The 23,398-nt window shown below is 62.3% G+C and carries 23 protein-coding genes; 15 read left to right on the plus strand and 8 right to left on the minus strand.

Translation table 11 applies throughout. The features are described 5' to 3' along the window. The 3 genes from FHS03_RS22315 to FHS03_RS22325 all read right to left on the minus strand — a co-directional run bounded on the left by FHS03_RS22315 (window position 1) and on the right by FHS03_RS22325 (window position 3,649). Window positions 1-1,155, minus strand: coding sequence for an ABC transporter substrate-binding protein (locus FHS03_RS22315; RefSeq protein ID WP_229426344.1), 1,155 nt, complete (start codon window positions 1,153-1,155; stop codon window positions 1-3). A 147-nt stretch (window positions 1,156-1,302) separates the two neighbouring features. Further along, on the minus strand, window positions 1,303-2,226 hold the full coding sequence (locus tag FHS03_RS22320; RefSeq protein ID WP_229426345.1) for an ABC transporter substrate-binding protein: 924 nt from the start codon (window positions 2,224-2,226) through the stop codon (window positions 1,303-1,305). Window positions 2,227-2,476: 250 nt separating this feature from the next. Then, on the minus strand, window positions 2,477-3,649 hold the full coding sequence (locus FHS03_RS22325) for an aminotransferase class V-fold PLP-dependent enzyme (protein ID WP_371871758.1): 1,173 nt from the start codon (window positions 3,647-3,649) through the stop codon (window positions 2,477-2,479). 95 nt (window positions 3,650-3,744) lie between these two features. Between FHS03_RS22325 and FHS03_RS22330 the strand changes: the two genes are divergently transcribed. The 5 genes from FHS03_RS22330 to FHS03_RS22350 are packed head-to-tail and all read left to right on the plus strand — an operon-like array spanning window position 3,745 to window position 6,476. After that, window positions 3,745-4,677, plus strand: coding sequence for a LysR substrate-binding domain-containing protein (locus FHS03_RS22330; RefSeq protein ID WP_183443135.1), 933 nt, complete (start codon window positions 3,745-3,747; stop codon window positions 4,675-4,677). 60 nt (window positions 4,678-4,737) lie between these two features. Further along, window positions 4,738-5,148, plus strand: a complete 411-nt coding sequence (locus FHS03_RS22335) for a nuclear transport factor 2 family protein (protein ID WP_183443136.1) — start codon at window positions 4,738-4,740, stop codon at window positions 5,146-5,148. Between the two features lie 9 nt (window positions 5,149-5,157). Then, window positions 5,158-5,373: a hypothetical protein gene (locus FHS03_RS22340; protein ID WP_183443137.1), complete on the plus strand. Its 216-nt coding sequence runs from the start codon at window positions 5,158-5,160 to the stop codon at window positions 5,371-5,373. Between the two features lie 53 nt (window positions 5,374-5,426). Continuing rightward, a complete protein-coding gene (locus FHS03_RS22345; RefSeq protein ID WP_221208225.1) occupies window positions 5,427-5,789 on the plus strand; it encodes a CPCC family cysteine-rich protein in 363 nt (120 codons plus the stop codon). 15 nt (window positions 5,790-5,804) lie between these two features. Continuing rightward, complete coding sequence (locus FHS03_RS22350) at window positions 5,805-6,476, plus strand: hypothetical protein (protein WP_183443138.1); 672 nt, start codon at window positions 5,805-5,807, stop codon at window positions 6,474-6,476. A gap of 46 nt (window positions 6,477-6,522) precedes the next feature. Here FHS03_RS22350 and FHS03_RS22355 read toward each other — a convergent pair whose 3' ends face one another. After that, window positions 6,523-7,329 (minus strand): PEP-CTERM sorting domain-containing protein, encoded by an 807-nt coding sequence (locus FHS03_RS22355; RefSeq protein WP_183443139.1) that lies wholly within the window; start codon window positions 7,327-7,329, stop codon window positions 6,523-6,525. A 101-nt stretch (window positions 7,330-7,430) separates the two neighbouring features. Then, a complete protein-coding gene (locus tag FHS03_RS22360; RefSeq protein ID WP_183443140.1) occupies window positions 7,431-8,147 on the minus strand; it encodes a FadR/GntR family transcriptional regulator in 717 nt (238 codons plus the stop codon). Window positions 8,148-8,272: 125 nt separating this feature from the next. Between FHS03_RS22360 and FHS03_RS22365 the strand changes: the two genes are divergently transcribed. From FHS03_RS22365 to FHS03_RS22400, 8 genes are all read left to right on the plus strand, one after another. Beyond that, window positions 8,273-9,094, plus strand: coding sequence for a (Fe-S)-binding protein (locus FHS03_RS22365; RefSeq protein WP_183443141.1), 822 nt, complete (start codon window positions 8,273-8,275; stop codon window positions 9,092-9,094). Continuing rightward, window positions 9,091-9,804 (plus strand): LutC/YkgG family protein, encoded by a 714-nt coding sequence (locus FHS03_RS22370; RefSeq protein WP_183443142.1) that lies wholly within the window; start codon window positions 9,091-9,093, stop codon window positions 9,802-9,804. Before FHS03_RS22365 ends, FHS03_RS22370 begins: the two co-directional genes overlap by 4 nt. Continuing rightward, complete coding sequence (locus FHS03_RS22375; protein WP_183443143.1) at window positions 9,801-11,246, plus strand: LutB/LldF family L-lactate oxidation iron-sulfur protein; 1,446 nt, start codon at window positions 9,801-9,803, stop codon at window positions 11,244-11,246. The genes FHS03_RS22370 and FHS03_RS22375 overlap by 4 nt, the downstream gene beginning before the upstream one ends. Window positions 11,247-11,305: 59 nt before the next feature. After that, window positions 11,306-13,048: a lactate permease LctP family transporter gene (locus FHS03_RS22380; RefSeq protein WP_183443144.1), complete on the plus strand. Its 1,743-nt coding sequence runs from the start codon at window positions 11,306-11,308 to the stop codon at window positions 13,046-13,048. Between the two features lie 42 nt (window positions 13,049-13,090). After that, complete coding sequence (locus FHS03_RS22385) at window positions 13,091-13,753, plus strand: lysozyme inhibitor LprI family protein (protein WP_183443145.1); 663 nt, start codon at window positions 13,091-13,093, stop codon at window positions 13,751-13,753. Further along, on the plus strand, window positions 13,750-14,949 hold the full coding sequence (locus tag FHS03_RS22390) for an MFS transporter (RefSeq protein ID WP_183443146.1): 1,200 nt from the start codon (window positions 13,750-13,752) through the stop codon (window positions 14,947-14,949). Before FHS03_RS22385 ends, FHS03_RS22390 begins: the two co-directional genes overlap by 4 nt. Before the next feature lie 15 nt (window positions 14,950-14,964). Further along, a complete protein-coding gene (locus FHS03_RS22395; protein ID WP_183443147.1) occupies window positions 14,965-15,408 on the plus strand; it encodes a GNAT family N-acetyltransferase in 444 nt (147 codons plus the stop codon). 73 nt (window positions 15,409-15,481) lie between these two features. After that, window positions 15,482-15,877: a four-helix bundle copper-binding protein gene (locus tag FHS03_RS22400; protein ID WP_229426346.1), complete on the plus strand. Its 396-nt coding sequence runs from the start codon at window positions 15,482-15,484 to the stop codon at window positions 15,875-15,877. A gap of 8 nt (window positions 15,878-15,885) precedes the next feature. Here FHS03_RS22400 and FHS03_RS22405 read toward each other — a convergent pair whose 3' ends face one another. Further along, complete coding sequence (locus FHS03_RS22405; protein ID WP_183443148.1) at window positions 15,886-16,320, minus strand: universal stress protein; 435 nt, start codon at window positions 16,318-16,320, stop codon at window positions 15,886-15,888. A gap of 125 nt (window positions 16,321-16,445) precedes the next feature. Continuing rightward, window positions 16,446-19,580, minus strand: a complete 3,135-nt coding sequence (locus FHS03_RS27950) for a patatin-like phospholipase family protein (protein WP_221208226.1) — start codon at window positions 19,578-19,580, stop codon at window positions 16,446-16,448. 110 nt (window positions 19,581-19,690) lie between these two features. Between FHS03_RS27950 and msbA the strand changes: the two genes are divergently transcribed. Both msbA and FHS03_RS22420 read left to right on the plus strand, forming a co-directional pair. Beyond that, window positions 19,691-21,562 (plus strand): lipid A export permease/ATP-binding protein MsbA, encoded by a 1,872-nt coding sequence (gene msbA / locus FHS03_RS22415; protein ID WP_221208227.1) that lies wholly within the window; start codon window positions 19,691-19,693, stop codon window positions 21,560-21,562. 129 nt (window positions 21,563-21,691) lie between these two features. Next, a complete protein-coding gene (locus FHS03_RS22420) occupies window positions 21,692-22,450 on the plus strand; it encodes a carbonic anhydrase (RefSeq protein ID WP_183443150.1) in 759 nt (252 codons plus the stop codon). Between the two features lie 144 nt (window positions 22,451-22,594). Here the strand turns inward: FHS03_RS22420 and FHS03_RS22425 are convergent, their stop codons facing one another. After that, a complete protein-coding gene (locus tag FHS03_RS22425) occupies window positions 22,595-23,395 on the minus strand; it encodes a class I SAM-dependent methyltransferase (protein WP_183443151.1) in 801 nt (266 codons plus the stop codon). Between the last annotated feature and the right edge of the window lie 3 nt (window positions 23,396-23,398).

Raw genomic sequence — 23,398 nt, forward strand, 5'->3', positions numbered from 1 at the left:
TTAAGGTTGCGGAAACACGAAATCGAAACTGCGCTGCTGCTGGTCGCCCAGATGCAGACCTACATGGTTGGCGGTACGGACATTGATCGCGGTCTGGACTTCGCGCAGCGGCATGAGGCGGCGGCGGCCGTCGCCCGCGATCAGGCTCATGGCGGAACTGGCCAGCGTCCGCCCCAGCTCTACATTGTTGGGGGCCATGGCAAACAGCGCGCCCTTTTTCACATGCAGCACATTGCTGGAGAATAGCGGCACGCCGTTATTCCAGGTCTCGCGCAGCACCAGCGGCAGGATGGTGCTTTCCTCCACGGTGGTGCTGTCGTGCGGCAGCCAGACGGCGTCGCGGCGGCTGTCCGCGCCCGCGATCAGGGTGGGGTAGAGCTGGGCGGCGCGCGCCATATCGGTGGCGATATGGGCCACCAATTCTAGGCCCTGGGCGCGCGCCGCTTCGCGCGCCAGCTTGATCAGCCATTCGCTGTTTTTGGGGTTGTAGACGACGATGACGCGGCGCAGGTCCGGCAGCAGCACGCGCAGGCGGCTGAACAGCAGGGCCGGATCGGGCGTCAGGCTGATGCCGGCCACGTTTTCGGCGTCCGACAGCAGCAGCACGCCGCCCACCAGCACTGAGATTTCGCGGTCCAGGCCGGAGGTCGCGTTCAAGCCCTGACGCCCGAGCGCGATCACCACCTTGGTGCCGTTCTGCTTGAGCAGGGCGTTCAGTTCGGCGGCGTCGGACTTGGCGTCCACCGCGTAGCTGCGCACGCGCAGCTTGGTGCGGTCCTCGATGCCCTGGATCATGCTCAGAAAGGCGGCGCGGAAGGGCTGTTCCACATTCGGATACAGCACGGCGATGGTGCCTTTGCCGATCGAGGCTTGTACATCGGGACGGCGCAACTGCTCTTCGAGCTGGGCCAGGGTCACGGGACGCACATCGGCGCGCAGCAGCGGGCCGCCCGATTCGATGCGGTCGAACACGGCGCCGACCGAGTCGCGCGCACTGCCGTGCATCTCGAACAGGGGCGACAGCGGCAATTCGGCCATTTCGCCCGAATCCAGGGCGTGGGCCGGCGCGGCCGGCAGCAGGGCCGCGGCGAGGGCCAAAGCGGCGGTGCATGCGGCCCAAAACAGGCCGCGCGTATGAGTTGTCTTTTTAATCATTCCATATTCCGTTGCTGTCCCGTAGCCATTGATTCTTAATGGCAATGCCAATGCAATCTTTCATCCGGCACAAGGACAAAGGCTGTGCCTAGTATATGCGCTCTGTTGGTTAAGAGAAAGAAATTTACTATCCGCTAAGTCGCATATTTAAGGCTCGGGGAAGATGGTGTCGAAGTTGCGCTGGCGGCCCGGATCGAGATTCAAACCGATATGGTTGGCGGTGCGCCAGTTGAGGGCGCTGCGCACGCTGCGCAGCGGAGTGAGGCCTTGGCGCGTATTGTCGCCATTGAGCACGTCGACCGCCAGATTGGCGAGTTCGCGGCCCAGTTCAAAATTGTTGGGGTACAAGGCAAACAGCACGCCTTTCTTGACGTGCAGCATGCTGCTGGAGAAGATCGGCAGGCCGCGGTTCCACGATTCTTTGAGCACCATGGGCACGATGATGGCCTCGTCGACGGTGGTGTTGTCCTGCGGCAGCCAGAGCGCGTCATAGCGGTTGTCGGCGCTGGCGAAAGCCTGCTCGTAGCGGCGCACGGCGGCGGCCAGGTCCGCCGCCTCGAGCGCTTGCAAATCGAGTCCCTGGTTGCGCGCCGCCTCCTGCGCCAGCTTGATCAGAGCATGATTATTCTGTGGGTTATACACCACAGTGATACGTCTGAGCGAAGGCAATAAGGCTTTGAGATGACTAAATAGCAAGGCCGGGTCGGGCGACAGCGTGATGCCGCGCAAGCGTTCGCTGTCCGGCGCGGAGCTGATGCCGCCGACCACCATGCCGAACGCCAGATCGGCGCCGCTGGCCGCTTTCACGCCTTGCCGGCCCAGTGCGATAACCAGTTTGCTGCCGCTGCGGCGCAGCTGGGCGCGCAACTCGCCCAGGTCGGCGTGCGGGCCGACCGGATAGCCGCGCACGCGCATCCTGGTTTCGTCCTCGATGCCGCCGATGATTTCCGTGAATACTTTGCGGTAGGGTTCGCCAATGTCCGGGTAGACCACGGCAATGCTCTCGGCCGCTGCCTGCCGCTCACCGCCTTCGGCCAGCTCGGCTTGGGCGGGGTTGCTGCTCAGCAGCAAGGCCGCCAGGACCGCGGCTGGGAGGGGGTGTCCAGTCTTCCGAAAGAGTAGTGTTCTCAAGTCGCGCTAGTGGGCAAGGTGAAAGAACCGGGACCATTGGTAATGGCAGTAACGAGTGTAGCGTTGCTGCCGCCAAATTGCATGCAAAAATTTTTATTCAGGCACTAATTGATATGTCTATTTTGCAATGCGGAAAATTTCCCTGGCGCACGATTGATTTGACGAAAAAACAACGACTCTTTGCGAGAAATCAGCGTGTTATTACTTTCAATGCACTAGCGAGTTGATCGAGATCAGCCAAGCGGTTGCTCAAGGCCGGCGTCACGCGCACGCAGGCGCCGCCCGTCAAACCCTTGCGCGCCACCGTGAACACGCCGAACTCGTCGAGCAGGCGGACGGCCAGGGCCTGGTTTTCCTCCCAGCTGGTTTGACCGGCCAGACGGAAAGAGGTGATGCAGCCGCAAGCGTCAGCCTCGTCGCGCACCAGCAATTGCAGGCCGGGCAGGCCGCGCACCTGTTCCACCCAGCGGTCGCGCAGTTGGCGCAGGCGGGCCGCCTTGCGCGCGCCGCCGATGGCCTCGTGGAAATCGAGCGCGGCCGGCACGGTCAGCACATTGGCGGTGTTGGTGGTGCCGGTGTTGGTGCGGGCGCGGATATCGTGCGGCGCAAAACGGTCGCCGGAAGGATCGATGGCGATATCGTCCAGGCGCTCCTTGCGGATATACATGAAGCCCACACCGAGCGGCGCGCCGATCCACTTATGCAGATTGAAGCCGGCGAAGTTGGATTTCAGGTCGCCGACCTTGAAATCGATCTGGCCCCAGGACTGGGCCGCGTCGCAGATGGTGTCGATGCCGCGCGCCCGGGCCATCTCGGCCAGTTCGGCCACCGGCATCAGCTGGCCGGTCTTGTGGCTGACATGGGTCAGCAGCAGCAGGCGGGTACGCGGATGGGCGTCGAAAGCCTGGGCATAGGCATCCAGGATGGCTTGCTTGGTGGGCGCTTCCGGCAAGGTGATCTGCACCACCTCGGCACCGCGCAGCTCGCGCAGGGCGTGCATGGCGCGCGTCATGCTGTCATAGTCCACATCGGACAGCATGACGGTATCGCCGGCCTGTAGCAGCCTATAACTAAAGATTAAGTGGCGCATGGCTTCGGTGGCGCTGCGCGTGAGCGCGATCTCCTCCGGTGCGCAGCCGACGGCGGCGGCAACGCGGGCGCGCACGGTCTCGCTGCTCGTCGGATCGTAGTCTTCGCGCAGGAAGCGCGTATTGCTGGTGTTGAGCAGTTCGATATTGCGCTTGTATTCCTCCATGACGGGGCGCGCCATGGCGCCGAAATAACCATGTTCCAGATTGACGTAGCCGGGGGCCACATCGTATTGGGCGGCGATGCCGTCCCAGTAGCTTTCCTCGTTAATCACACAGTCTCCAAGAGGTGAAAAAGTGGCTTCATTGTATGCCTGGCCGAGCGCTTGCAACTTGCCTCCTGGCTTTTTGTTCTATAAGCTGTGCTTATATGCTGCTAAGGGAAATCGAGGTCTTCAGGGCCGTCATCACATCGGGATCGGCCAGCAAGGCGGCGCGCCTGCTGGGCGTGAGCCAGCCTGCCATCAGCCAGTCGCTGCGGCGGCTGGAAGAGCACGCGGGCATGGCCCTGTTCCAGCGCGTGCGCGGCAAGCTGCATCCGACCCAGGAAGCGGAAGCGCTGCTGGCGGAAGTCAACCGCTGCTTCGTCGGGCTGGATGCCATCGAACACCGCCTGCGCAGCCTGCGCCAGTTCGGCGCGGGGCGGCTGCGCATCGCCAGCCTGCCGGGCCTGGGCGTGGGTTTTCTGCCGCGCGTGCTGGGCGGGCTCGATCTGGAAAAGCGCAAGGTGACGGTATCGCTGCAGATCATGGCCTCGCGCGAGGTGAGGGCGCGCCTGCTCGCGGGCGAAGCCGATATCGGGCTGATGGCCGATGAAGTCTCCCTGCTCGGCCTGGAGCACTCCGAGTTCGCGCGCTATAACGGCGTGGTGGCGCTGCCGCCCGGCCATCCGCTGGCGCGGCGCAAGCTGATTACGCCGCAGGACCTGGCGCGCTATCCCTTCCTCTCCTTGAATCCCGAAGACGGCGCCAGCGCCCAACTCGACGGCATCTTCCAGGCCCACGGCGTGACGCCATCGACGGTGGTGGAAACGCCGTTTTCGCTGAGCCTGTGCGAACTGGTACGGCATGGTGTCGGCGTGGCCGTGGTCAATCCCGTCACGGCTCTCGACTATCTCGATCACGGCGTGGTGCTGCGCCGCTTCTCGGAACAGTTGGAATATGGCTGCATCCTCGCCATGCCGGCCGGGAAACCGCTGGGCAGCTTCGCCCAGGAGCTGCTGGGCATCATGCGCGCCCGCCTGCACGCCGATTTGCAGGGGCTGGAAGCGGTACTGGATGGGCGCCTGGCCCTAGATGCATAATTTGCCGGCAAGCGCGTGATAAACTTCCTGCAAGCTTGATTACTTAGCCAGGGATATCAAATGTTTGAATTCTCAGAAAATACGAGCCTTGACGCGGAAGGTGAAATTCTTCGTTCAATCGAATACGCGAGGGTGATGGCGCTGGTTGAGCGAAATATCGAGCGCGCCGCGCCGCTGCATGCCCTGGATTTTCAGCTCATTACGCCGGTTGGAATCGCGCTATCCAAAGAACAATACCTGGGCGCGATTGCCGCCGGTGGCTTAGTCTATTCTTTCTGGGAGCCGCAGCATATTGACGTGCGGCTTTACAATCAAGCGGCCGCCATCCGCTACAAATCCAGCCTCGAACTCACCTTTGGGCCACACCATGTTCCCCGGGCCGAATATTGGCATACGGACCTTTACGAGAAGCGCAATGGCTTGTGGCAGGTGGTATGGTCGCAAGCGACCGAAATACGGCATCAAACTTAATAGTGATTTATGTTTAAAAAGTTATTTTCAGCCCTCTCCGAGACAGGCAAAAGTCAGCTTGCCCCTCAATTTATCGAACAATCCCGCGAAGGTCTGGCGCAGCAAACCGCGGCCCACTCCGCCACCTGGCATTTTGGCGAGGAAGAAAACTGGTCGGCAGACCTCGACACCGGAACCATTCTAAGGCAAATGGCGTCTATCGCGGATCCAGCGATACTACGCTGATTTTCATGACTTTTGGCGAAGTAAAACTGGAAGCCGGCAGCTAGAAGAAGCTTATGGATTCGATGTTCACATGTCCTTGCTGCGGATACGAGGTATTCCCCAATCATCCCGGCTCATATGATATTTGCCCGATTTGCTTTTGGGAGGACGACCTGTTTCAGTTGTACTACCCGCATCAGGCGGATGGCGCCAATCCGGCCAGCCTGATAGAAGCCCAGGTCAACTTTGTGCAATTTGGCGCTTGCGACCGGGCGATGGCAAAGAACACTCGTGCTGCGGGGCTTGACGACGCGTGCGATCGTCATTGGTTCCCGCTATGGGAACGCAGGGTGGATATCCCCGATGCGGAAAACGATAAAACGCATCCGCAGCATATGGCTTCAAAATATGATTTGTACTACTGGCTGCGTACCTGATGACCTCGCAATCGAATGATTAAAAAATTTCTCTCCATATTTCGTAATTTGTCAGCAACAAAGCCGCAATCTGATGGATCTTCGTCAGCACACTGGCTCACCAAAGACGACCCGAAAAATCCGTTTGTGCTTGAGGGATTCGATTGTTATGGCTTTGTCAGTTCAATGATATCGACGACAAAAGACCCAGATCTGGCAAGGTCTTTCGTTGCGCTTAGATCGGAGGATGGTCAAACGCTATGCAATACCCTTCCGGAGGACAGCGCCGAAATTCCGTGCTCGCTCGCATATGCTCATGCCGGAGAAATACGCGACGGAGCAATATTCAAGTCTAGCGCGATGGAAGAAAAGTGGGACATCTATCTCTACGATAACCGAGTTTACTTCTGCCGGAGCTGGGCTGGTACTTTGGCCTTTGTAGCAGAGCTAACTCCAGCGGAGAATATGTTTCACATCTCCCGCGTTTGGGCTTCGCGCTCGGTCGAGCCGACGCTTGCCATCCGCCAGGTTGATTACCTAGTCAGGAGTCATCTTTATAAACGTCACATCCCCCATCCTCTGCCCGCAGATATGCCACGTGATCCCAACGTCGTTGCGCTGTATTCCTTTAGCCAGTACGGAAGATTATGTTGTTTCGGGTCGTTTGAAGATACATTGAGCCAAACAGTATTGAAAAGCGAAGTGTAAGTTTATGCAGCCTGAACTCATCAAATGGTCTCTATACCGCAGACGGTCAGCGGCGACGTTTTATGCCAGCAGTGAGCACCAGTCCAGCCAATAGCATGATGTAGGTCGACGGCTCTGGTACAGGCGTGGCCATATAGCCCATGGAATTCGAGAAGGCGCTGACGTTCAATCCGCTGCCTTGGCCGGCATTCGTCAAATTGTCATAGCGGACCAGCAGCGTATCAGTAGTGTGCTCAGTTTGAACACCGCCGTTGGTCTGATTATAAAAAGAGCTCAGCATCTTAATTTCAGACAGGGTTGTGTTGTACACGCCATCCACGTAGGTGACGACGCCCAACCAGGAGCTGGCAAATGCCCAGTCGCCAACTTGGGAGGTCCGGCCGTCCAAGGCGGTATTTGCCGTGAAGACGACAGCCGTCTTGGGCGACAGGATGAAATTGGTAAGGCCGCTGCTGGCATTTGCGGAGGTTTGCAGATAGGTATAAGTGCCGTCGCCGCGAATTCGAGCGGTGGCGCTCAAGCTTAGTGAATCCAATGTGCCGCTACTGCTGACGTAACCTTGCATGCTGCCGGTGCCATGCGTCTGGCTCATGCTGATCGGCGCAAGATCGCGTGGGCCAAAGGTTTGAAAAGCCACTTGATTGCCTTCAAAACCCGCTTGCAGCGAGGTTGGTGCGGTGGCCATGCCGTAATCTACAAAAATCAGTGATGGAGAAATGCCGTCATTTAAGTCGAGGTCAAGCAACTGATAGGAGACGCCACTCACGGTCGTTTTGGAAGTGGCTTCGGCAGATGCGGCGCCGCAAATAGACATGCTCGCAACGAGGGCGGCGGCAAGATAAGTTCTATTCATAGTGTTCTCGCATTGATTTTGTGCAAATAACACTATCACGAAATTATCAATAAGAATAGATTTTATGGAAACTTAGTTTCATCGAGACTGGTTGGGCCAATTTACCCATCGCCATTGCTGGCGACCTGGCTACGCACATAGTCGATATGGCCTTGCATAGCAGTGCGCGCCTCTTCTGGACGGTGGCCGCGTATCGCGTCGCACACCACGCGGTGCTGCTCCAGCAGTTGCGCCGACACTTTCTCATCCTGTCGCCGCATGCCGGTGCCGTTCAGCGTGATGTGCTCGCGCAGCATGCCGATGATGCTCGCGTGCAGATGCAGGAACATGGAGTTGTGCGAGGCGAGGGCAATGGCTTCGTGCAGCTTGGCGTCGGCCGCCGCTTCGGCTGCCATATCCTCGTCGCGGCGCGCCTGTTCCAGCTGGTCCATCAGGGCGCCGATTCTTTCCACGTCATCGTCATCGGCGCGCATGGCGGCGAAGTAGGCGGTGGCGCCTTCCAGCACCCGGCGAAATTCCAGGATGTCGTCGCGCAGGGCAGGGTGGTCGGCCACCAGCTGGCCCCAGGGCGAGGCAATGCCGGTGCGCAGCTGGTCGGTGACGTAGACGCCGGCGCCGGGACGGCTGCGTACCAGCCCGCGCGCGGCCAGGCGCTGCACCGCTTCGCGCACCGTGTTGCGCGAGACTGCGTATTGCTCGGCCAAGGCCCGTTCCGAAGGCAGGCGCGAGCCGGGCGGCAGGCTGCCTTCCAATAGCGCCTTTTCCAGCAGTCGCATCACTTCTTCCACCCGTCCCTGGACTTGCGCCATCGCCGTCATTTTTTCTCCTGTTGTTTTGAGTGTACACCGATTGGTCCTACCAATTTGTGCCGCAGGACTGGCGGTGGAATTATGCGTCGAGCTCAAAGAATACGCAAAGCGGCTCGATGCAAAAGGAGACAGGCATGAAAGAGCGACATTATCCCCAAGCCCCCAAGCATGTGTACCTGTTCGGTACATGCCTGGTCGATCTGTTCGTCCCGCAGGCCGGCCTGGACGCGGTGCGGCTGCTGGAACGCGAGGGCGTCACCGTCCACTATCCGCAGGGCCAAAGCTGCTGCGGCCAGCCGGCCTACAGCAGCGGCAATCCCGAGCAGGCAAAGCAGGTGGCGCGCGCGCAGTTGGCACTGTTCCAGGAGAACTGGCCGGTGGTCGTGCCGTCCGGTTCCTGCGCAGGCATGATGCGCCACCACTGGCCGCAGCTGTTTGCCGACGATGCGGAAATGGCGGCGCTGGCGCGTTCCGTGAGCGAACGGATTTACGAGCTGACCGAGTTCCTGCTCAAGGTGCTGCGGGTCGACTATTCGGACCTGATCGCGGCGGATGCGCAGACGGAGAAAGTCGTGCTGCATACCTCTTGCGGCGCGCGCCGCGAAATGGGCACGCGCCAGCATGGCGTGGAGCTGGTGGACAGCCTACCCGGCGTCACGCGCGTCGAACATGAACGCGAATCGGAGTGCTGTGGCTTTGGCGGCACTTTCTCGCTGAGGCATCCTGATATCTCGGGCGCCATGGTCAAGGACAAGGTGGCCTCGGCCTGCGCCACCGGTTGCGGCAAGCTGGTGTCGGCCGATTGCGGCTGCCTGTTGAATATCGGCCACGCGGCCGCTTATCAGGGCAAGCGGCTTGAGGTCGAGCATATGGCCAGCTTCCTGTGGCGGCGTGTTGAACAGGCTGGCATCGGCGCTGCGGGCGACATGACGCAGAAAATCGAGGTGGCGGCATGAGCGGCCCGGGACCACGCGAGCGCATGCTGGGCCGCCTGCGCGCCGCTTCCCTTAGCGCTCCGGTCGATGCGCGCGGCGCCTTGGCTTTGCTGGATCACCGCATCGACGTCCATTTTGCGCGCCGCCGCCCGCATTCGGCAGCGGCGGCGGACCCGGTGGCGGTCATGCAGGCTGCGCTCACGGCTTCCCATGCAACGGTATGGCGCGCTGGGAGCGAGGAGTGGCCGGCGCAATTGGCGCAAAAGCTCAGCGAAGCCAATATCCGCCATCTGCTGCTGGATAGCGCGAGAACGGAGGCGGCTGCGCTCAAGGCTGCGCTGCCTGCGCAGCTGAAAGCCATGGAGTTCGGGCGTCCGCTGGAAGAGTGGAAGTCCGAACTGTTCACCGGCGTGGATGCCGGCTTCACCGTAGCCCGCTCCGGCATTGCGGCCACCGGCACGCTGATCCTGGCGCCGGATGCGGGCACGCCGCGCACCGTGTCGCTGGTGCCGCCGCTGCATATCGCGCTGGTCTACGCCTCCACACTGCACGCCGACCTGCACGCGGCGGTGCATGCCGAACGCTGGGCTGAGGGCATGCCATCCAATCTGGTGCTGGTGTCCGGGCCATCCAAGACTTCGGACATTCAGCAAACCCTGGCCTATGGAGCGCATGGTCCGCGCTGGCTGTGGGTGATCATCGTCGACGACCTGGTCGGAGGCATGCGATGAGCGCGCAGACCTTGCATTTCGTGCCCTCGGCCGACTTCCACGCCCGCGCCCGTGCCGCGCTGGACGATCCCAAGCTGCGCCAAAGCTTTCGCGGCGCGATGGATTTTTTGCAGGGCAAACGCAGCGCGCAATTCCCGGATGCGAATGAGCTGGAGCAGTTGCGCGATCTGGGCGAGGCCGTGCGCAAGCATGCGCTGGCCAATCTGCCCGATTTGCTGGTGCAGCTGGAGAGGAAGCTGACCGAGGCGGGAGTCCAGGTGCACTGGGCGGAAAACGCCGACGAAGCGAACCGCATCATCTTCGGCATCGCGCAGCACAACCAGGCGCGCCGCGTCATCAAGGGCAAGTCGATGGCGAGCGAGGAAATCGAGCTGAATCATTACCTGGCCGAGCGTGGCGTCGCCTGCATGGAGTCGGATATGGGCGAGTACATCGTGCAGATGGCCGGCGAAAAGCCTTCGCACATCGTCATGCCAGCGATCCACAAGACGCGCGCCGATATCGGCGAGCTGTTTGAGCAAAACATCCCCGACACGCCCTACACCGAGGACGTGGATACCTTGATCCAGACTGGCCGCCGCGCGCTGCGCCAGGCTTTCGTCGATGCCGATATCGGCCTGTCCGGCGTCAACTTCGCCGCCGCCGATACCGGCACGCTATGGCTGGTGGAGAACGAGGGCAATGGCCGCCTATCCACCACCGTGCCGGACATCCATATCGCCATCATGGGCATGGAAAAAGTGGTGGCGAAGCTGGAGCACATTGTGCCGCTGGCCAGTCTGCTGACGCGTTCCGCGACCGGTCAGGCCATCACCACTTATTTCAACTTGATTTCCGGCCCGCGCCGCCCCGGCGAAAAGGATGGCCCACGCCAGTTGCACCTGGTCCTGCTCGACAACGGCCGCAGCCAGGCCTATGCCGACGAGCAGTTGCGCGCCACGCTGCAATGCATCCGCTGCGGCGCCTGCATGAACCACTGCCCGGTGTACACCCGTGTCGGCGGCCATGCCTATGGCACGACGTATCCCGGCCCGATCGGCAAGATCATTTCGCCCCATCTGCTTGGCCTGGAAGCGACGGCCGATCTGGCTACTGCCTCCAGCCTATGCGGTGCCTGCGCCGAAGTCTGCCCGGTACGCATCCCGATTCCGCAACTGCTGGTGCGCCTGCGCGGTGAAGCGAACCGCAATCCGGACGAGGAAGTAGCCCATCCGCTGCGCGGGCAGGGCGCCAAGTACTCGCGCGGCGAACGCCTGGTATGGCGCTTCTGGAGCGGCGCTTTTGCCAGCCCGGCGGCCTACCGCAGCTTCCGTTGGGCCGCGACGCGCCTGCGCGCGCTCGCGCCGAAACGGCAAATGGGCTGGACCGAGCATCGCGAACCCTTGCAGCCGGCCGCGCGCAGCCTGGCCGACCTGCTGAAAGCCCGAGGCCAGCCCGAATAGACATTCATCACACAGCCTGACGCGTCAAATTTCACATAAAACTATAGAAGGAGACTGACATGCAAGCCTGGCATCAACTCTACACGCCCCTGGGCAGCCTTTGGCTGTCCGCGCTGGTGGCGGCGATACCGATTATTTTCTTTTTCCTCGCCTTGGCCGTCTTGCGCATCAAAGGCCATATCGCGGGCGGCATCACTTTGCTGCTGGCCCTTGGCGTAGCGATTACTGCGTATGGCATGCCGGTGCCGCAGGCGCTGGCTGCCGCGGGTTATGGCTTTGTGTATGGCCTGTGGCCGATTTCCTGGATCATCATCACCGCCGTCTTCCTCTACAAGATCGTGGACAAGACCGGGCAGCTGGAAATCATCCGCGCCTCGATCATGTCGGTGACGGACGACCAGCGCTTGCAAATGCTGCTGATCGGCTTTGCCTTCGGCGCTTTCCTGGAAGGCGCGGCGGGCTTCGGCGCGCCGGTGGCGATCACCTCGGCGCTGCTGGTTGGCCTGGGCTTCAATCCGCTGTACGCGGCGGGCCTGTGCTTGATCGCCAATACCGCGCCGGTCGCGTTTGGCGCGATGGGCATTCCCATCATCGTGGCGGGCCAGGTGACGGGGCTGGATGCCTTCCATATCGGCGCCATGGCGGGCCGCCAATTGCCGCTGCTGTCGCTGTTCGTGCCATTCTGGCTGGTGTTCATGATGGACGGCGTGCGCGGCGTGAAGCAGACCTGGCCCGCCGCCCTGGTGGCGGGCGGCAGCTTTGCCGTCACCCAGTACTTCACCGCCAACCATATCGGCCCAGAACTGCCCGATATCACGTCGGCCCTGGTCTGTCTGTTCGCGCTGACGGCTTTCCTGAAAGTGTGGCAGCCGGCGTCGGCCAAATCGCGCGCGGCGGCGGCTGGCGTGAGTGGCGTGGAAAGCGCTGGTGGCGGCGCGGCGGTGCTGAGCGCCTTTGGCGGTGGCGGCGCGTCTGCCGGCGTCGCAGGCTCGTTCGGCGAGCGCAAGGAGCGGCGCTCTCCTTACAGCACTGCACAAACGGTGCGCGCCTGGGCGCCGTTCGGCATCCTCACGGCCATCGTCACGGTATGGAGCCTGCCGCAGTTCAAGGCGCTGTTCGCGGCCAAGGGCGCGCTGGCGGGCATGGTTTTCAAGTTCAAGATTCCCTACCTCGACCAGCTGGTGATCAAGACCGCGCCCATCGTCACCAGCGACAAGCCTTATGAGGCGGTGCTGAAGCTGGACCTGCTGTCGGCGGTCGGCACGGCCATCCTGCTGACGGCCCTGATCTCCATCGTGATGCTGCGCATGAAACCGGGTGCGGCCCTGAAGGCTTTCGGCGAAACCGTCATGGAGCTGCGCCGTCCCGTGCTGTCCATCGGCCTGGTGCTGGGCTTTGCTTTCGTCGCCAACTATTCGGGCATGTCCTCGACCTTGGCCCTGCTGCTGGCGGGCAGCGGCGCGCTGTTCCCCTTCTTCTCGCCTTTCCTGGGCTGGCTGGGCGTGTTCCTGACCGGCTCGGACACCTCGTCGAACGCGCTGTTCTGCTCCCTGCAAAGCGCCACCGCGCACCAGATCGGCGTCTCCGACACGCTGCTGGTGGCTGCCAACACCACCGGCGGCGTGACCGGCAAGATGATTTCGCCGCAATCGATCGCCGTCGCCTGCGCCGCGACCGGCCTGGTTGGGCGCGAATCGGACCTGTTCCGCTTCACGCTGAAACACAGCCTGCTGTTTGCCTTGATCGTAGCCGTCATCACGGTGCTGCAGGCTTACTTTTTAACGGGCATGATCCCAGGCTGAGGAGGGTGTAGAATCGCGGCGGGCTTATATTAATGGTAAGGCATGAAGAAATTGAATTTGCTCGCCGCCGCCGCGCTTGCGGCCATCGGCACTCCGGTTCTTGCGGCCAGCTTCGATTGCGGCAAGGCGGCCAGCCGCGTGGAAAAACTGATCTGCGCTGACCGCACGGTCTCGCAGCAGGATGAAATACTGGCCGAGGCTTACAAGGACGCGCAGGCCAAGGCGCGCGACCGCGCTTCGCTGAAACGCTGGCAGAAGGCCTGGCTGGAGCGGCGCGACAACTGCGCCGACGCGGCCTGCCTGAAGACGCTGTACGCGGAGCAGAACAACGACTTGCGCGGCTTTGCCCGTGCCGCCACCGGCGCGCATCCCGTAAGCGGCTTCTATATGCGTTATTTCAAGGGCAAACCGGACAAGCATGAGGCTTCCCTCGATGTGTTCGAGCTGGATGCGGGCCGGGTACGTCTGCTGGGCAGCGCTATCTGGGTGGGCAATGCCGCTATCGGCAATGTGAATTTGGGCGAGATCGACGGCGTGGCCCGCCTGGATGGGCGCAACGCGGCCTATAAGGAAGAGGGCGAGCAGGCTTGTCGTCTGAACCTGCACTTCGATGGCGATATTCTGCGCATCAGCGACGACAATATGCAGTGCGGCGGCCACAATGTGAGCTTCGATGGCGAGTATCGCCGCGTAATCGGTAAATGAGCGTGGCGCGCGGCCAGCGCCGCATGCTGGCGATTCTGGCGCTGACGCAGATCGTCTCCTGGGGTTCTCTTTATTACGGCATCACCATCCTCGCGCCGCATATCCAGCGCGAGATGGGCTGGCGGCAAGAGCTGGTCTACGGCGCATTTTCCTGGAGCCTGGTGGTGGCCGGCTTGGCCGCCGCGCCGGCCGGCGCTTGGCTGGACCGCATCGGCGGCCGCGTGGTCATGGCAGGGGGCTCGCTGCTGGCGGGAGCTGGCATGCTGCTGCTGTCCTGGAGTGGCGCGCTGTGGAGCTATTTCCTGGCCTGGACCCTGATCGGCGCCGCCATGGCGCTGACCCTGTATGAAGCCGCTTTCGCCACCATCAACCGCGAGTTTGCGCTGGATGCGCGCAAGGCGATTTCCACACTGACCCTGTTTGGCGGCTTCGCCAGCACCGTATTCTGGCCGCTGACGCTGCAACTGACGTCCATGCTGGATTGGCGCCAGACCTGCCTGGCCTACGCGGCGCTGCATCTGGCTGTGTGCCTACCTGCCCATCTGCTGTTGCCCGCCGCTCCTCCGCGCGCAAAGACAGCCGGCAAAACCAGCGCGACCGCCGCGGACGGCGATTACAGCCTGCAGCAGGCGCTGCGCCATCCCGCCTTCTGGAAGCTGGCCTTCGCCTTTGCTGCCAATGCCTTTATCTTCGCCGCGATGTCGGCCCACCTGATTCCGATGCTGATCCATTTCGGCCATCCTGCCGCAACGGCGGTGGCGCTGGCGGCGTTGATCGGTCCCATGCAGGTGGTCGGACGCATCGCCGAGCGGCTGTTCTTCCATCAGGCGCCGCCGCAGAATGTGGGGCGTTTCGCTTTCGCCGCCTTGCCGGCGGGCCTGCTGGCCGTACTGCTGCTGCATCAGCAGCAGTGGGCGGTGGCGCTTTTCTGCGTGCTGTATGGACTGAGTAACGGCATCCAGACCATTGTGCGCGGCACCGTGCCGCAACTACTGTTCGGCCGCCAGAACTACGGCGCCATCTCCGGCGCGATGGCCGCGCCAGGCCTGGTAGGCCGCGCCACCGGCCCTTTGCTGCTGGCGGTGCTGCTGGGCGCGGGTCTTGAGCCTGAGCTGCTGCTGGCCGTGCTGCTGGGGATTGCCGTGTTGGCCCTACTGTGTTTTCTGGCGGCCACGGCGCGCATCGACAAAGCTTAAACCGAAGGAGAAGCCATGGCGGTACGGCCCTATATCGAAACGGATTTTCAGGCGGTTTGCCGGATTTATCTCGATGCGAAGCGCGATGAACTGGCGTTCGAGCGCGGCGGTTTCGTCATTACGCCGCTGGATCGGGATACTGCCCTCCAGGCGGCGTTCAAGGAATCGGCGGTGCTGGTCTTTGAAAATGAGAAAGTGCTTGGTTTCTCGGCGGCCTTCGGCGGCCAGTTGCGCGCGCTCTTCGTGCACAGCAGCGCCCGGGGACGCGGCGTGGGCGGGGCATTGCTGAACGCCGTATCGGCCGAGGCGCCGCAAGGCCTTTCATTGAACGTGGCGAAATCGAATGCGGGCGCAATACGGTTCTATGAAGAAAACGGCTTTGCCGCCGTAGGCGAAATCGTCCGGCAATACGGCGGCCGGGACGTGATTTACCTGCAGATGAGGCGCGAAAGCATGTAGGCGGGCAAGCTGGCGTCCCGCCGCGCGCAAAGGGCGTATGGTGGACTTTCGACTCTTTGGATATGGAGGCGTTATGTCCGAACAATACCAAAGCTGTATCGCGGCCTGCATCGAGTGCGCGCATGCCTGCGATGTCTGTGCCAGCGCTTGTTTGAAGGAAGATGACGTGACGCCGCTGGCCGGCTGCATTGCGCTCGACACCGACTGCGCCCAGCTATGCCGTCTGGCGGTAGGGGCGATGGAAAGGGGCAGTCCCGCGGCTTTGGCGATTTGCAAGGCCTGCGCTGAAGTCTGCGATTTATGCGCAGCCGAATGTTACAGGCACGCGATGTGGCATTGCGAGGAATGCGCGGCGGCCTGCCTGCGCTGCATGGCGCAGTGCAATCGCATGCTGGAGCTGGATGGCCGGGCCGAGAGCCATGGCCAGCGCGGCCCGCGCGGCGGCAAGGCCGCCACGGCGCGCCACTAGGCCGGAAATCAGGCGCGGAAGACCAATACCGGAATATTGGTATGGGTCAGCACCTTGTGGGTTTCGCTGCCGAGCAGCAGGCCTTTGATGCCGCGATGGCCGTGCGAGGCCATGGCGATCATGTCGCATTTGAGTTCGCCGGCCACCGATACAATGGCGACATAGGGCTGGTCCGAACGGCGCAGCACCGTTTCGCAAGGCACGCCCATGCGCGCGGCCGCTTCGGCGATGCGGCCAACGATCTGGCTGGCGCGGCTGGTGCTGTCCGGCACTTCGGGCGCGCCGTCCAGGGTTTCGGGCAGATAGGTCAGGGCGTGAAAATCCGGCAGCACATGCATGCCGGTGACGCGGGCGCCAGTCTCCTTGGCGAATTGCAGGGCGCTGCGGATGGCGGCTTCCGATGCGAGCGAACCGTCACTTGGTACGAGAATATGTTTGAACATGAGCGAACTCCTGCGAATAAATCGATGCCGTACTTTTGGCACGGCGGATTGTACGACGTATAAGCAGAAGTTTCGCTGCCGTCCAGGCAAAAATCATTGATCCAGATCAAATTTTTAGGAAGCCTTCAGGCGCGTTGCTGGCCCGCCTCGCCGGTCTTGACGCCCGGTGCTGAAGGTTTAGGCGGCGCCGGCGGTTTGGGCGCTTCGCCGCCATGCAGCGGCAGTACATTGGCCGGTTCTTCGACCTCGCCCTGTTTCAGCAGCAGGTGCGCCAGATAGCCGATACGGTGGCTGGGACTGCCGGGCAGGCGGCTGGCCGATTTCAGCGCCGCTTCCTTCAGCGCCGCCATGGCGATCTGATAACCCAGCGCGCGGTAGCTCTCGAACTGATCCTCGTCGAACCACTGGTCGGCCGTGGATTGGTGCGGGAAGTCGGCGTGGGTTTTGCGGTAGTTGAGCAGGTCGGCATTTTCGCTGCCGGTCATGGTCGGCTTAATGTAGAGCAGGACGCCGTTTTCGCACACGCCGTCCGCTTTGGCGTAATTGATTTCGCCGGTCACGAAGGCCGCGCCCACCGGTGTTGGCCCGCTCATGGTTTCAATATGGCTGGCGTTCAGGCGGATCGGCACGTGCATATCGGTGAAGCATTTGCGGATGGCGTTGCCCAGGTCGTCGAAAGTGAATTTGTGGTCGGCGCTGGCGTCGACCACCACGATCAGGCGGCAGCGCCGCCGCACCAGCTCATACAGGCCGAGGTTCTCGAAATGGCCGCCGTCCGACAGGTAAAGGAAGTTGGCGCTGGAATCGGTCAGGCCGAACAGCTCGGCCACCAGGCTGAAAAAGCCGATGCGCGGCGCCGACTGCTTCCATTTATGTTCCTTGAGCGGATTGGGCGACCAGCGGCCCAGGCGCAGGTTAAAAAGCGTCATCAGGAAGCTTAAAGGCGGCGAACTGTGATATCCCATGCTCGGACTGGCGGCCGCGCCGGAGACGGCCACCGCCAGGCCCAGTTTGACCAAGGCGTCATCGTCCTTGAAGAGGGCGGGGCGGGAAGCGTAGTCGCTGGTGGGACGGTAGCAGCCGCGCAGCATCTTGCTCGGCACCTTGTCGCCATGGCTGCCGGGCAGCGCCGGCATTTCGAAGCCGCAGAAGGCCGGCGTCATCGAGAAGGAGGCGGCTTTGCGCATCTGCCAAGCCAGTTCCTCGCCGTTCACCAGGTTCAGCGCCGTATTGATGATGTGATAGGGCCGCTGCGGTTGGATGGTGCCGTCCGGGCGTTGGTGCAGCAGGCTATGCAAGGGAATATCGTCGGCGGCGTCGAAGCCGGTGAAGGGATGCGGCGCGCGCGGATTGCTGCTGGCGCCGAAATAGGCGCGCACCAGGCGCATGCGGTACATCATATACAGCGAGAATTTGTTGATGTCCACGCGCCAGCCCAGCACCGCAGCCGTGATCGTGCAATAAATCAGCAAGGGCATCAGCAAGCCATGCGACAGCATCGAAGCCTTGAAATAGGCGGCATAGAAGGCCGACAGCGGATGGGGACCAGCCGTCAGCCGGGGGGCGGGCGCGGCCAGAGTTTGCAGCCAGGTGGTCAGGATGGCGACGATAATCAGCATGAAAGCATAGGGCGCGAGCTTGGCCGCCAGCTCCAGTTTCGACGAACTGCCCGGCCGCCCGGTGGCATTGCTGCTGCCTGAGCGCAGGCCGAGCCAGGCCAACAGGACGATGGCGAGGGCGCCGGCGCTGCTCTGGGCCTGGTACTCGGCAAAGGCCCAGGCCAGCAGCGGCGGCATATAGAAGGTGCAAAGGAAGAGTCCCGACCAGGCCAGCATGAAGATGGCGGTCCAGGCGCCTTGGCGCGCCCACCATTCGCGGCTTTCGTCGCGGTACATGCGGCCCACCAGGCCGATCATCAGCGTGATGGTCACGCCGAACAGCAGCAGCATCATCGGCATGCCGAAAGTGGCCAGGTTAACGGCGTCGATCTTGTCCAGCACCGCGTTGGGGATGCTGGCCACGCCTTTCAGCAGCAGCAAGGTGCCGACCGCCAGCGCGCCGATGGCGCACAGCAGATGGCCCACGCCTTCGACCACCAGCTTGTGGCGGGCATGGAGCTTTTCCTCGGCGGCCTTCAAAGGCGCGGCGTTCGGTTCCAGATGGCTTTCCTTTGGCTCGCTGCGCGGAAAGCGGGCGTTCTGGTACTGGGCGCAGCCCCAGCCGGCCGCCCACACGGCGAAGTAGACCAGGCCGGGGATCAGCAAGTGCCAGGGTTGGGGGATATCGAACAGCGAGTCGGGCAGTTGCGCCCAGAAGTCCTTCAGCTCATGCCGGTGCTGCCAGACGGCGATGCTGCTCAGGTATCCGGCCGCGATCAGCGGTAGGCAGATGGTGTACAGGATGGTTCCCTGGTCCTGCGGCAGGCGCTGTCCCGGCTCGGGCGCCTTGCACGAGATGCTGAGCGCGATGAAGAAGATCGCCATCAGGAAGAAGGCGATGCCGCCCACCACCGTGCCGGACACCGGCGCCAGCATCTGCATCTCGGTCAACATGGCGGCGCCGCGCGGCAGCAGGAAGAGCACCGACAGCCAAGCCACCAGCATGGTCAGGTTCAGCAGGGTATTGCGCAGATAGGTACAGATCAGGGTCCAGGTATCGGCGCTGAACATGCCGGTCTTCGGCGTCAGATAGTGGCTGTACTGGCGCAGGAACTGGATCGGGGCCGGTTCGGCGCGGCCGGCGCGCTGCGAGCCCGAAGGCGCCAGTTCCTGCTCGACGGCGCGCACGTCGCCGCCTTTTTCCTTGATCCACTTCGACAGCCAGCCGCCGATATAGCCGCCGCCCGAGACGGTGGACAGGTAGTCGAAGGTGCTGAGCAGGCGCAACTCGGCCAAGGCCTGGATCACGCCCAGGTTGAAGGTGGCGCTGCGGATGCCGCCGCCCGAGAAGGCCAGGCCAGCCAGCTTGCGTTCGTGGGCCTGGTGCAGGGTCTCCGACAGGCTGGCCGGCGCCAGCTTGGCTTGTCTGCCGGCGATGGCGTCCAGTTCATACTGCAGCACTTCGCTGAAGACACTGCCGGCGCGCTCGTTGAGCCGCTGCCACAGCTTGTAACTATCCTCCTTGTCCAGTTTTTCGTCGGCGCGGAAATGCTCCAGGGCTGCCTCGAAATCGTCCTGGGCCTTGTAGCCCAGGATATCCAGCTTACGGACCAGATCCTGTTTGCGCTCGAGGTCTGCCTGCTCGGGGGACGGTTTGGACATGGCTGCCTTTCATGTTAGTTTGATATTTCACTATAGGCAGCCGGCGGGCGAGGATATTCACACAATGTCACAGTGTTGCAGCTCTGCCGTATCTGCGAGGCTGTAGAGGTATGAAAGGCGGGTACAATGCTGCCTTTCTCCGATTTCTTCAGATTCCAGTGCTAAGCCGCCAACTCTATACCCGTCTGATTCATGAGTTCCTTCGCTATGGCGGAGTTATGGCCGGTACCTTGCTGGCCGTGGCCCTGGCCGCGTTGACCGATGTGCTGCTGATCGCGCAATTGCGCAATGTGGTCGACGCCATGCAGCCGAACGTGCAGTCCGGCGCGGTCGCCGGCGCCAGCGGCGTGCTGGTGACGGTGCAAGGCTGGGTCAACCGCCTGACGCCGGCAGACCCGGCGACGGCCGCGCTGTGGGCGATTCCCTTGTTGATCGTTTTCCTCGCCTTCATGCGCATGGTGAGCAGCTTCACGGCCGAATATGGTTCCTCTTGGCTGAGCAACCGGGTGCAGGCCAATTTGCGCGAACAGATGTTCTCGCGCATCCTGCGTCTGCCCAACCGCTACTTCGACCAATCCTCCACCGGCACCACGCTCTCCCGCGTGGCGTATGACGCCAGCCTGGTGTCGCAGGCCGGCCTGAATGTGCTGAACGTGGCGGTGCGTGACTCGGTGGCAACGGTGGGCTATCTGATTTCCCTCTTTATCATCGATTGGCAGCTGGCCGTGTTCTGTCTGGGCCTGCTGCCGCTGGTGGCTGTGATCGTGATCTTCGCCGGCCGCCGCATGCGCAATCTGAGCGAAAGCGCCCAGCATGCGATGGGCGAGCTGACCCGCGTGCTCGATGAAAGCATCGGCGGCCAGCGCGTGGTGAAAATCTTCGGCGGCCAGCGCTATGAGCAGGAACGCTTCGATGAGGTGGTGAAGCTGAACCGCCAGCTCGCCGTCAAGCACTCGGCCACTTCCGCCGCCAACTCCGGCCTGATCATGATGCTGGTCGGGATCACCCTGTCGGCCGTGATTTACTTCGCCCTGCTGCGCGCGCGCGGCGGCGCGCTGTCGCCCGGCGATTTCGTCGCCTTCATGGGCGCGCTGATGGCGATGCAGTCGCCGATCAAGAACCTGACCAAGATCAACGAGCCGCTGCAGCGTGGCCTGGCTGCCGCCAAATCGGTGTTCGGCCTGATCGACGCGCCAATCGAACCGGATACCGGCAAGCGCAGCCTGGCACGCGCCGAAGGCCGCATCGCGCTGCAAGACGTTGGCTTCCGCTACAACGAGGAAGACCCGGATGCGGCGCCTGCGCTGCGCGGCGTTTCGCTCGACATCGCCGCCGGTGAGACCGTGGCCCTGGTGGGCGGTTCCGGCAGCGGCAAGACGACGCTGGCCAGTCTGCTGCCGCGCTTCTACGATGTCGGCAGCGGCAAGATTCTGCTCGACGGCGTCGACCTGCGCGAATACCTCCTGTCCGACCTGCGCCAGCAGATTGCGCTGGTCAGCCAGGACGTGGTGCTGTTCAACGATACGCTGGCCAACAATATCGCCTATGGCGACCCGGCTCCGGACCCGGCGCGCGTCGAAGCGGCGGCCAAGGCGGCGTATGCGCACGAATTCATCATGCGCCAGCCGCAGGGCTACCAGACCGAAGTCGGCGAAAACGGCTTGCGCCTGTCGGGCGGCCAGCGCCAGCGCATGGCGATTGCCCGCGCGCTGTACAAGGATGCGCCGATCCTGATCCTGGACGAAGCCACCAGTGCGCTCGATACCGAATCCGAACGCCAGGTGCAGGCCGCGCTGGAGCGCCTGATGAAGGGCCGCACCACGGTGGTGATCGCGCACCGCCTCTCGACCATCGAGAACGCCGACCGCATCGTCGTCATGAACGCCGGCAGTATCGCCGAAATCGGCAGCCACGAGGCGCTGCTGGAACAAGGCGGCATCTATGCGCGGCTCTACATGACGCAGAAGCAGTTGAGCGCATAAACCAACAGTTTGGATGTGCGGCATGGGCAGCCGCGAGCGCTTTTGCTAAAGTGTGCAAACGCCAACGCGGGATGGTAGCGAAGTGGATGCAAGCCGCTGCCATCATCCAACAACCGAACGGAGATGCCCATGAAGCCACTGTCAATCGTCGGCGCCCTGCTTTGCGCCGCCGCGCTGCTCCCATCCCACGCCTTCGCTGCCGATAAAGGGCAAGGCCACTCCTGGGCCTATGAAGGCAAGCAAGGGCCGAAACACTGGTCCGAGCTGAATGACGACTACAAGACTTGCAAGCTGGGGCACCACCAATCGCCCATCGACATCCGCAAGACCAGCAAGGCCGAACTGCCCAAGATCGAATTCGACTACAAGCCCGCGACCCCGCGCATTCTCGACAACGGCCACACCGTGCAGGTGAACTTCGGCGCCGGCAGCGGCATCACCCTTGACGGCAAGCGTTACGAGCTGCTGCAATTCCACTTCCACAACCCGAGCGAAGAGAGCATCAACGGCAAGCGCTATGGCATGGTCGCCCACCTCGTGCACAAAAGTGCCGACAACAAGCTGGCCGTGGTCGCGGTGCTGTTCAAGAACGGCAAGGAAAACCCGCTGATCAAAACGCTGTGGAGTCAGATCCCATCCGAAAAGAACAAGGAAGTCGAATTGACGAGCGACTTCGACCTCAAATCCCTGCTGCCCGAACAGCAAGGCTATTACAACTTCGCCGGCTCCCTGACCACGCCCCCCTGCAGCGAAGAAGTCAACTGGCTGGTACTCAAGCAGCCAGTGGAAATCTCCAGCCAGCAGCTGACGCAATTCAGCAAGATCTACCCCCACAACGCCCGCCCGCTGCAAGCCCTCAACGGCCGCGTCGTCAAGGAAAGTATGTAGCCCTTTGATCTTCCTCAACAAATGTCCACCCTGGTGTCAGGCACCAAGGTAGGACATTTACTGATCTAGATCAAAGAATGTCCGACTCTGGTGCCTGACACCAGGGTGGGACATTTTTTGATTTGGATCAAAGGTGGGCGCGCGTTAGCGCTTGAGAGCGCGGGTGGCGAGGAAGGTGGGCATGTAGTTGTCGACCAGGAAGCGGGGATGGGCGGCGGCGTCTTCGTAGAAATCCGTGAGGAGGAAGCCGGCGGCGAGTTGGCCGCCCAGTAGATCGCTTAGGGTGTGGCCGAAGACCATCGCTTCGCCGCGCTCGCGCTTGGCTGCCAGTTGGGCGGCATCCAGGTCGTTCACGTCGGAGTAGGGCAGGCGGTAGCGCGGACGGATCAGCCCTTGTCCGGCATACGCCGGGTCGCGGTCGCCGATGAAGACAACAGGGTTGTAGAAGCTGGCGAGCAGGGCGCCGCCGCTTTTCAGCACGCGCGCGCATTCTTGCCACACGGGGCGCACGTCTGGCACGTACAGGTTGGAGATGGGGTGGAATACGATGTCGAACGAGGCGTCGGCGAAGGCGCGTAGATCACGCATATCGCCTTGCACCGTTTGCAGTTCCAGTCCATCGCGCTGGGCCACCATGCGATCCTGTTCGAGCTGGCGGTCGGAGATGTCGTAGACGCTGACGTGGGCGCCAGCCGCGGCCAGCACCGGCGCTTGCTGCCCACCGGCGGAGGCGAGGCAGAGTATGTGCTTGCCTTTTACTTCGCCCAGCCATGCGGATGGCAGCGGCTGCGGCGTCAAATGCACCTGCCAGTTGCCGGCTTTGGCGGCGGTGATGGTTTCCCTGCTGACGGGACGCGACCATTCGCGCTGTTCGGATGCCTGCTTGTCCCAGGAGGCGCGGTTGTGCGCCAGGACATCGATATTGTCGCCTTGTTGTTGCGGCATAAG

Source organism: Pseudoduganella violacea, from assembly GCF_014191875.1.
Classification (GTDB): Bacteria; Pseudomonadota; Gammaproteobacteria; order Burkholderiales; family Burkholderiaceae_D; genus Rugamonas; species Rugamonas violacea_A.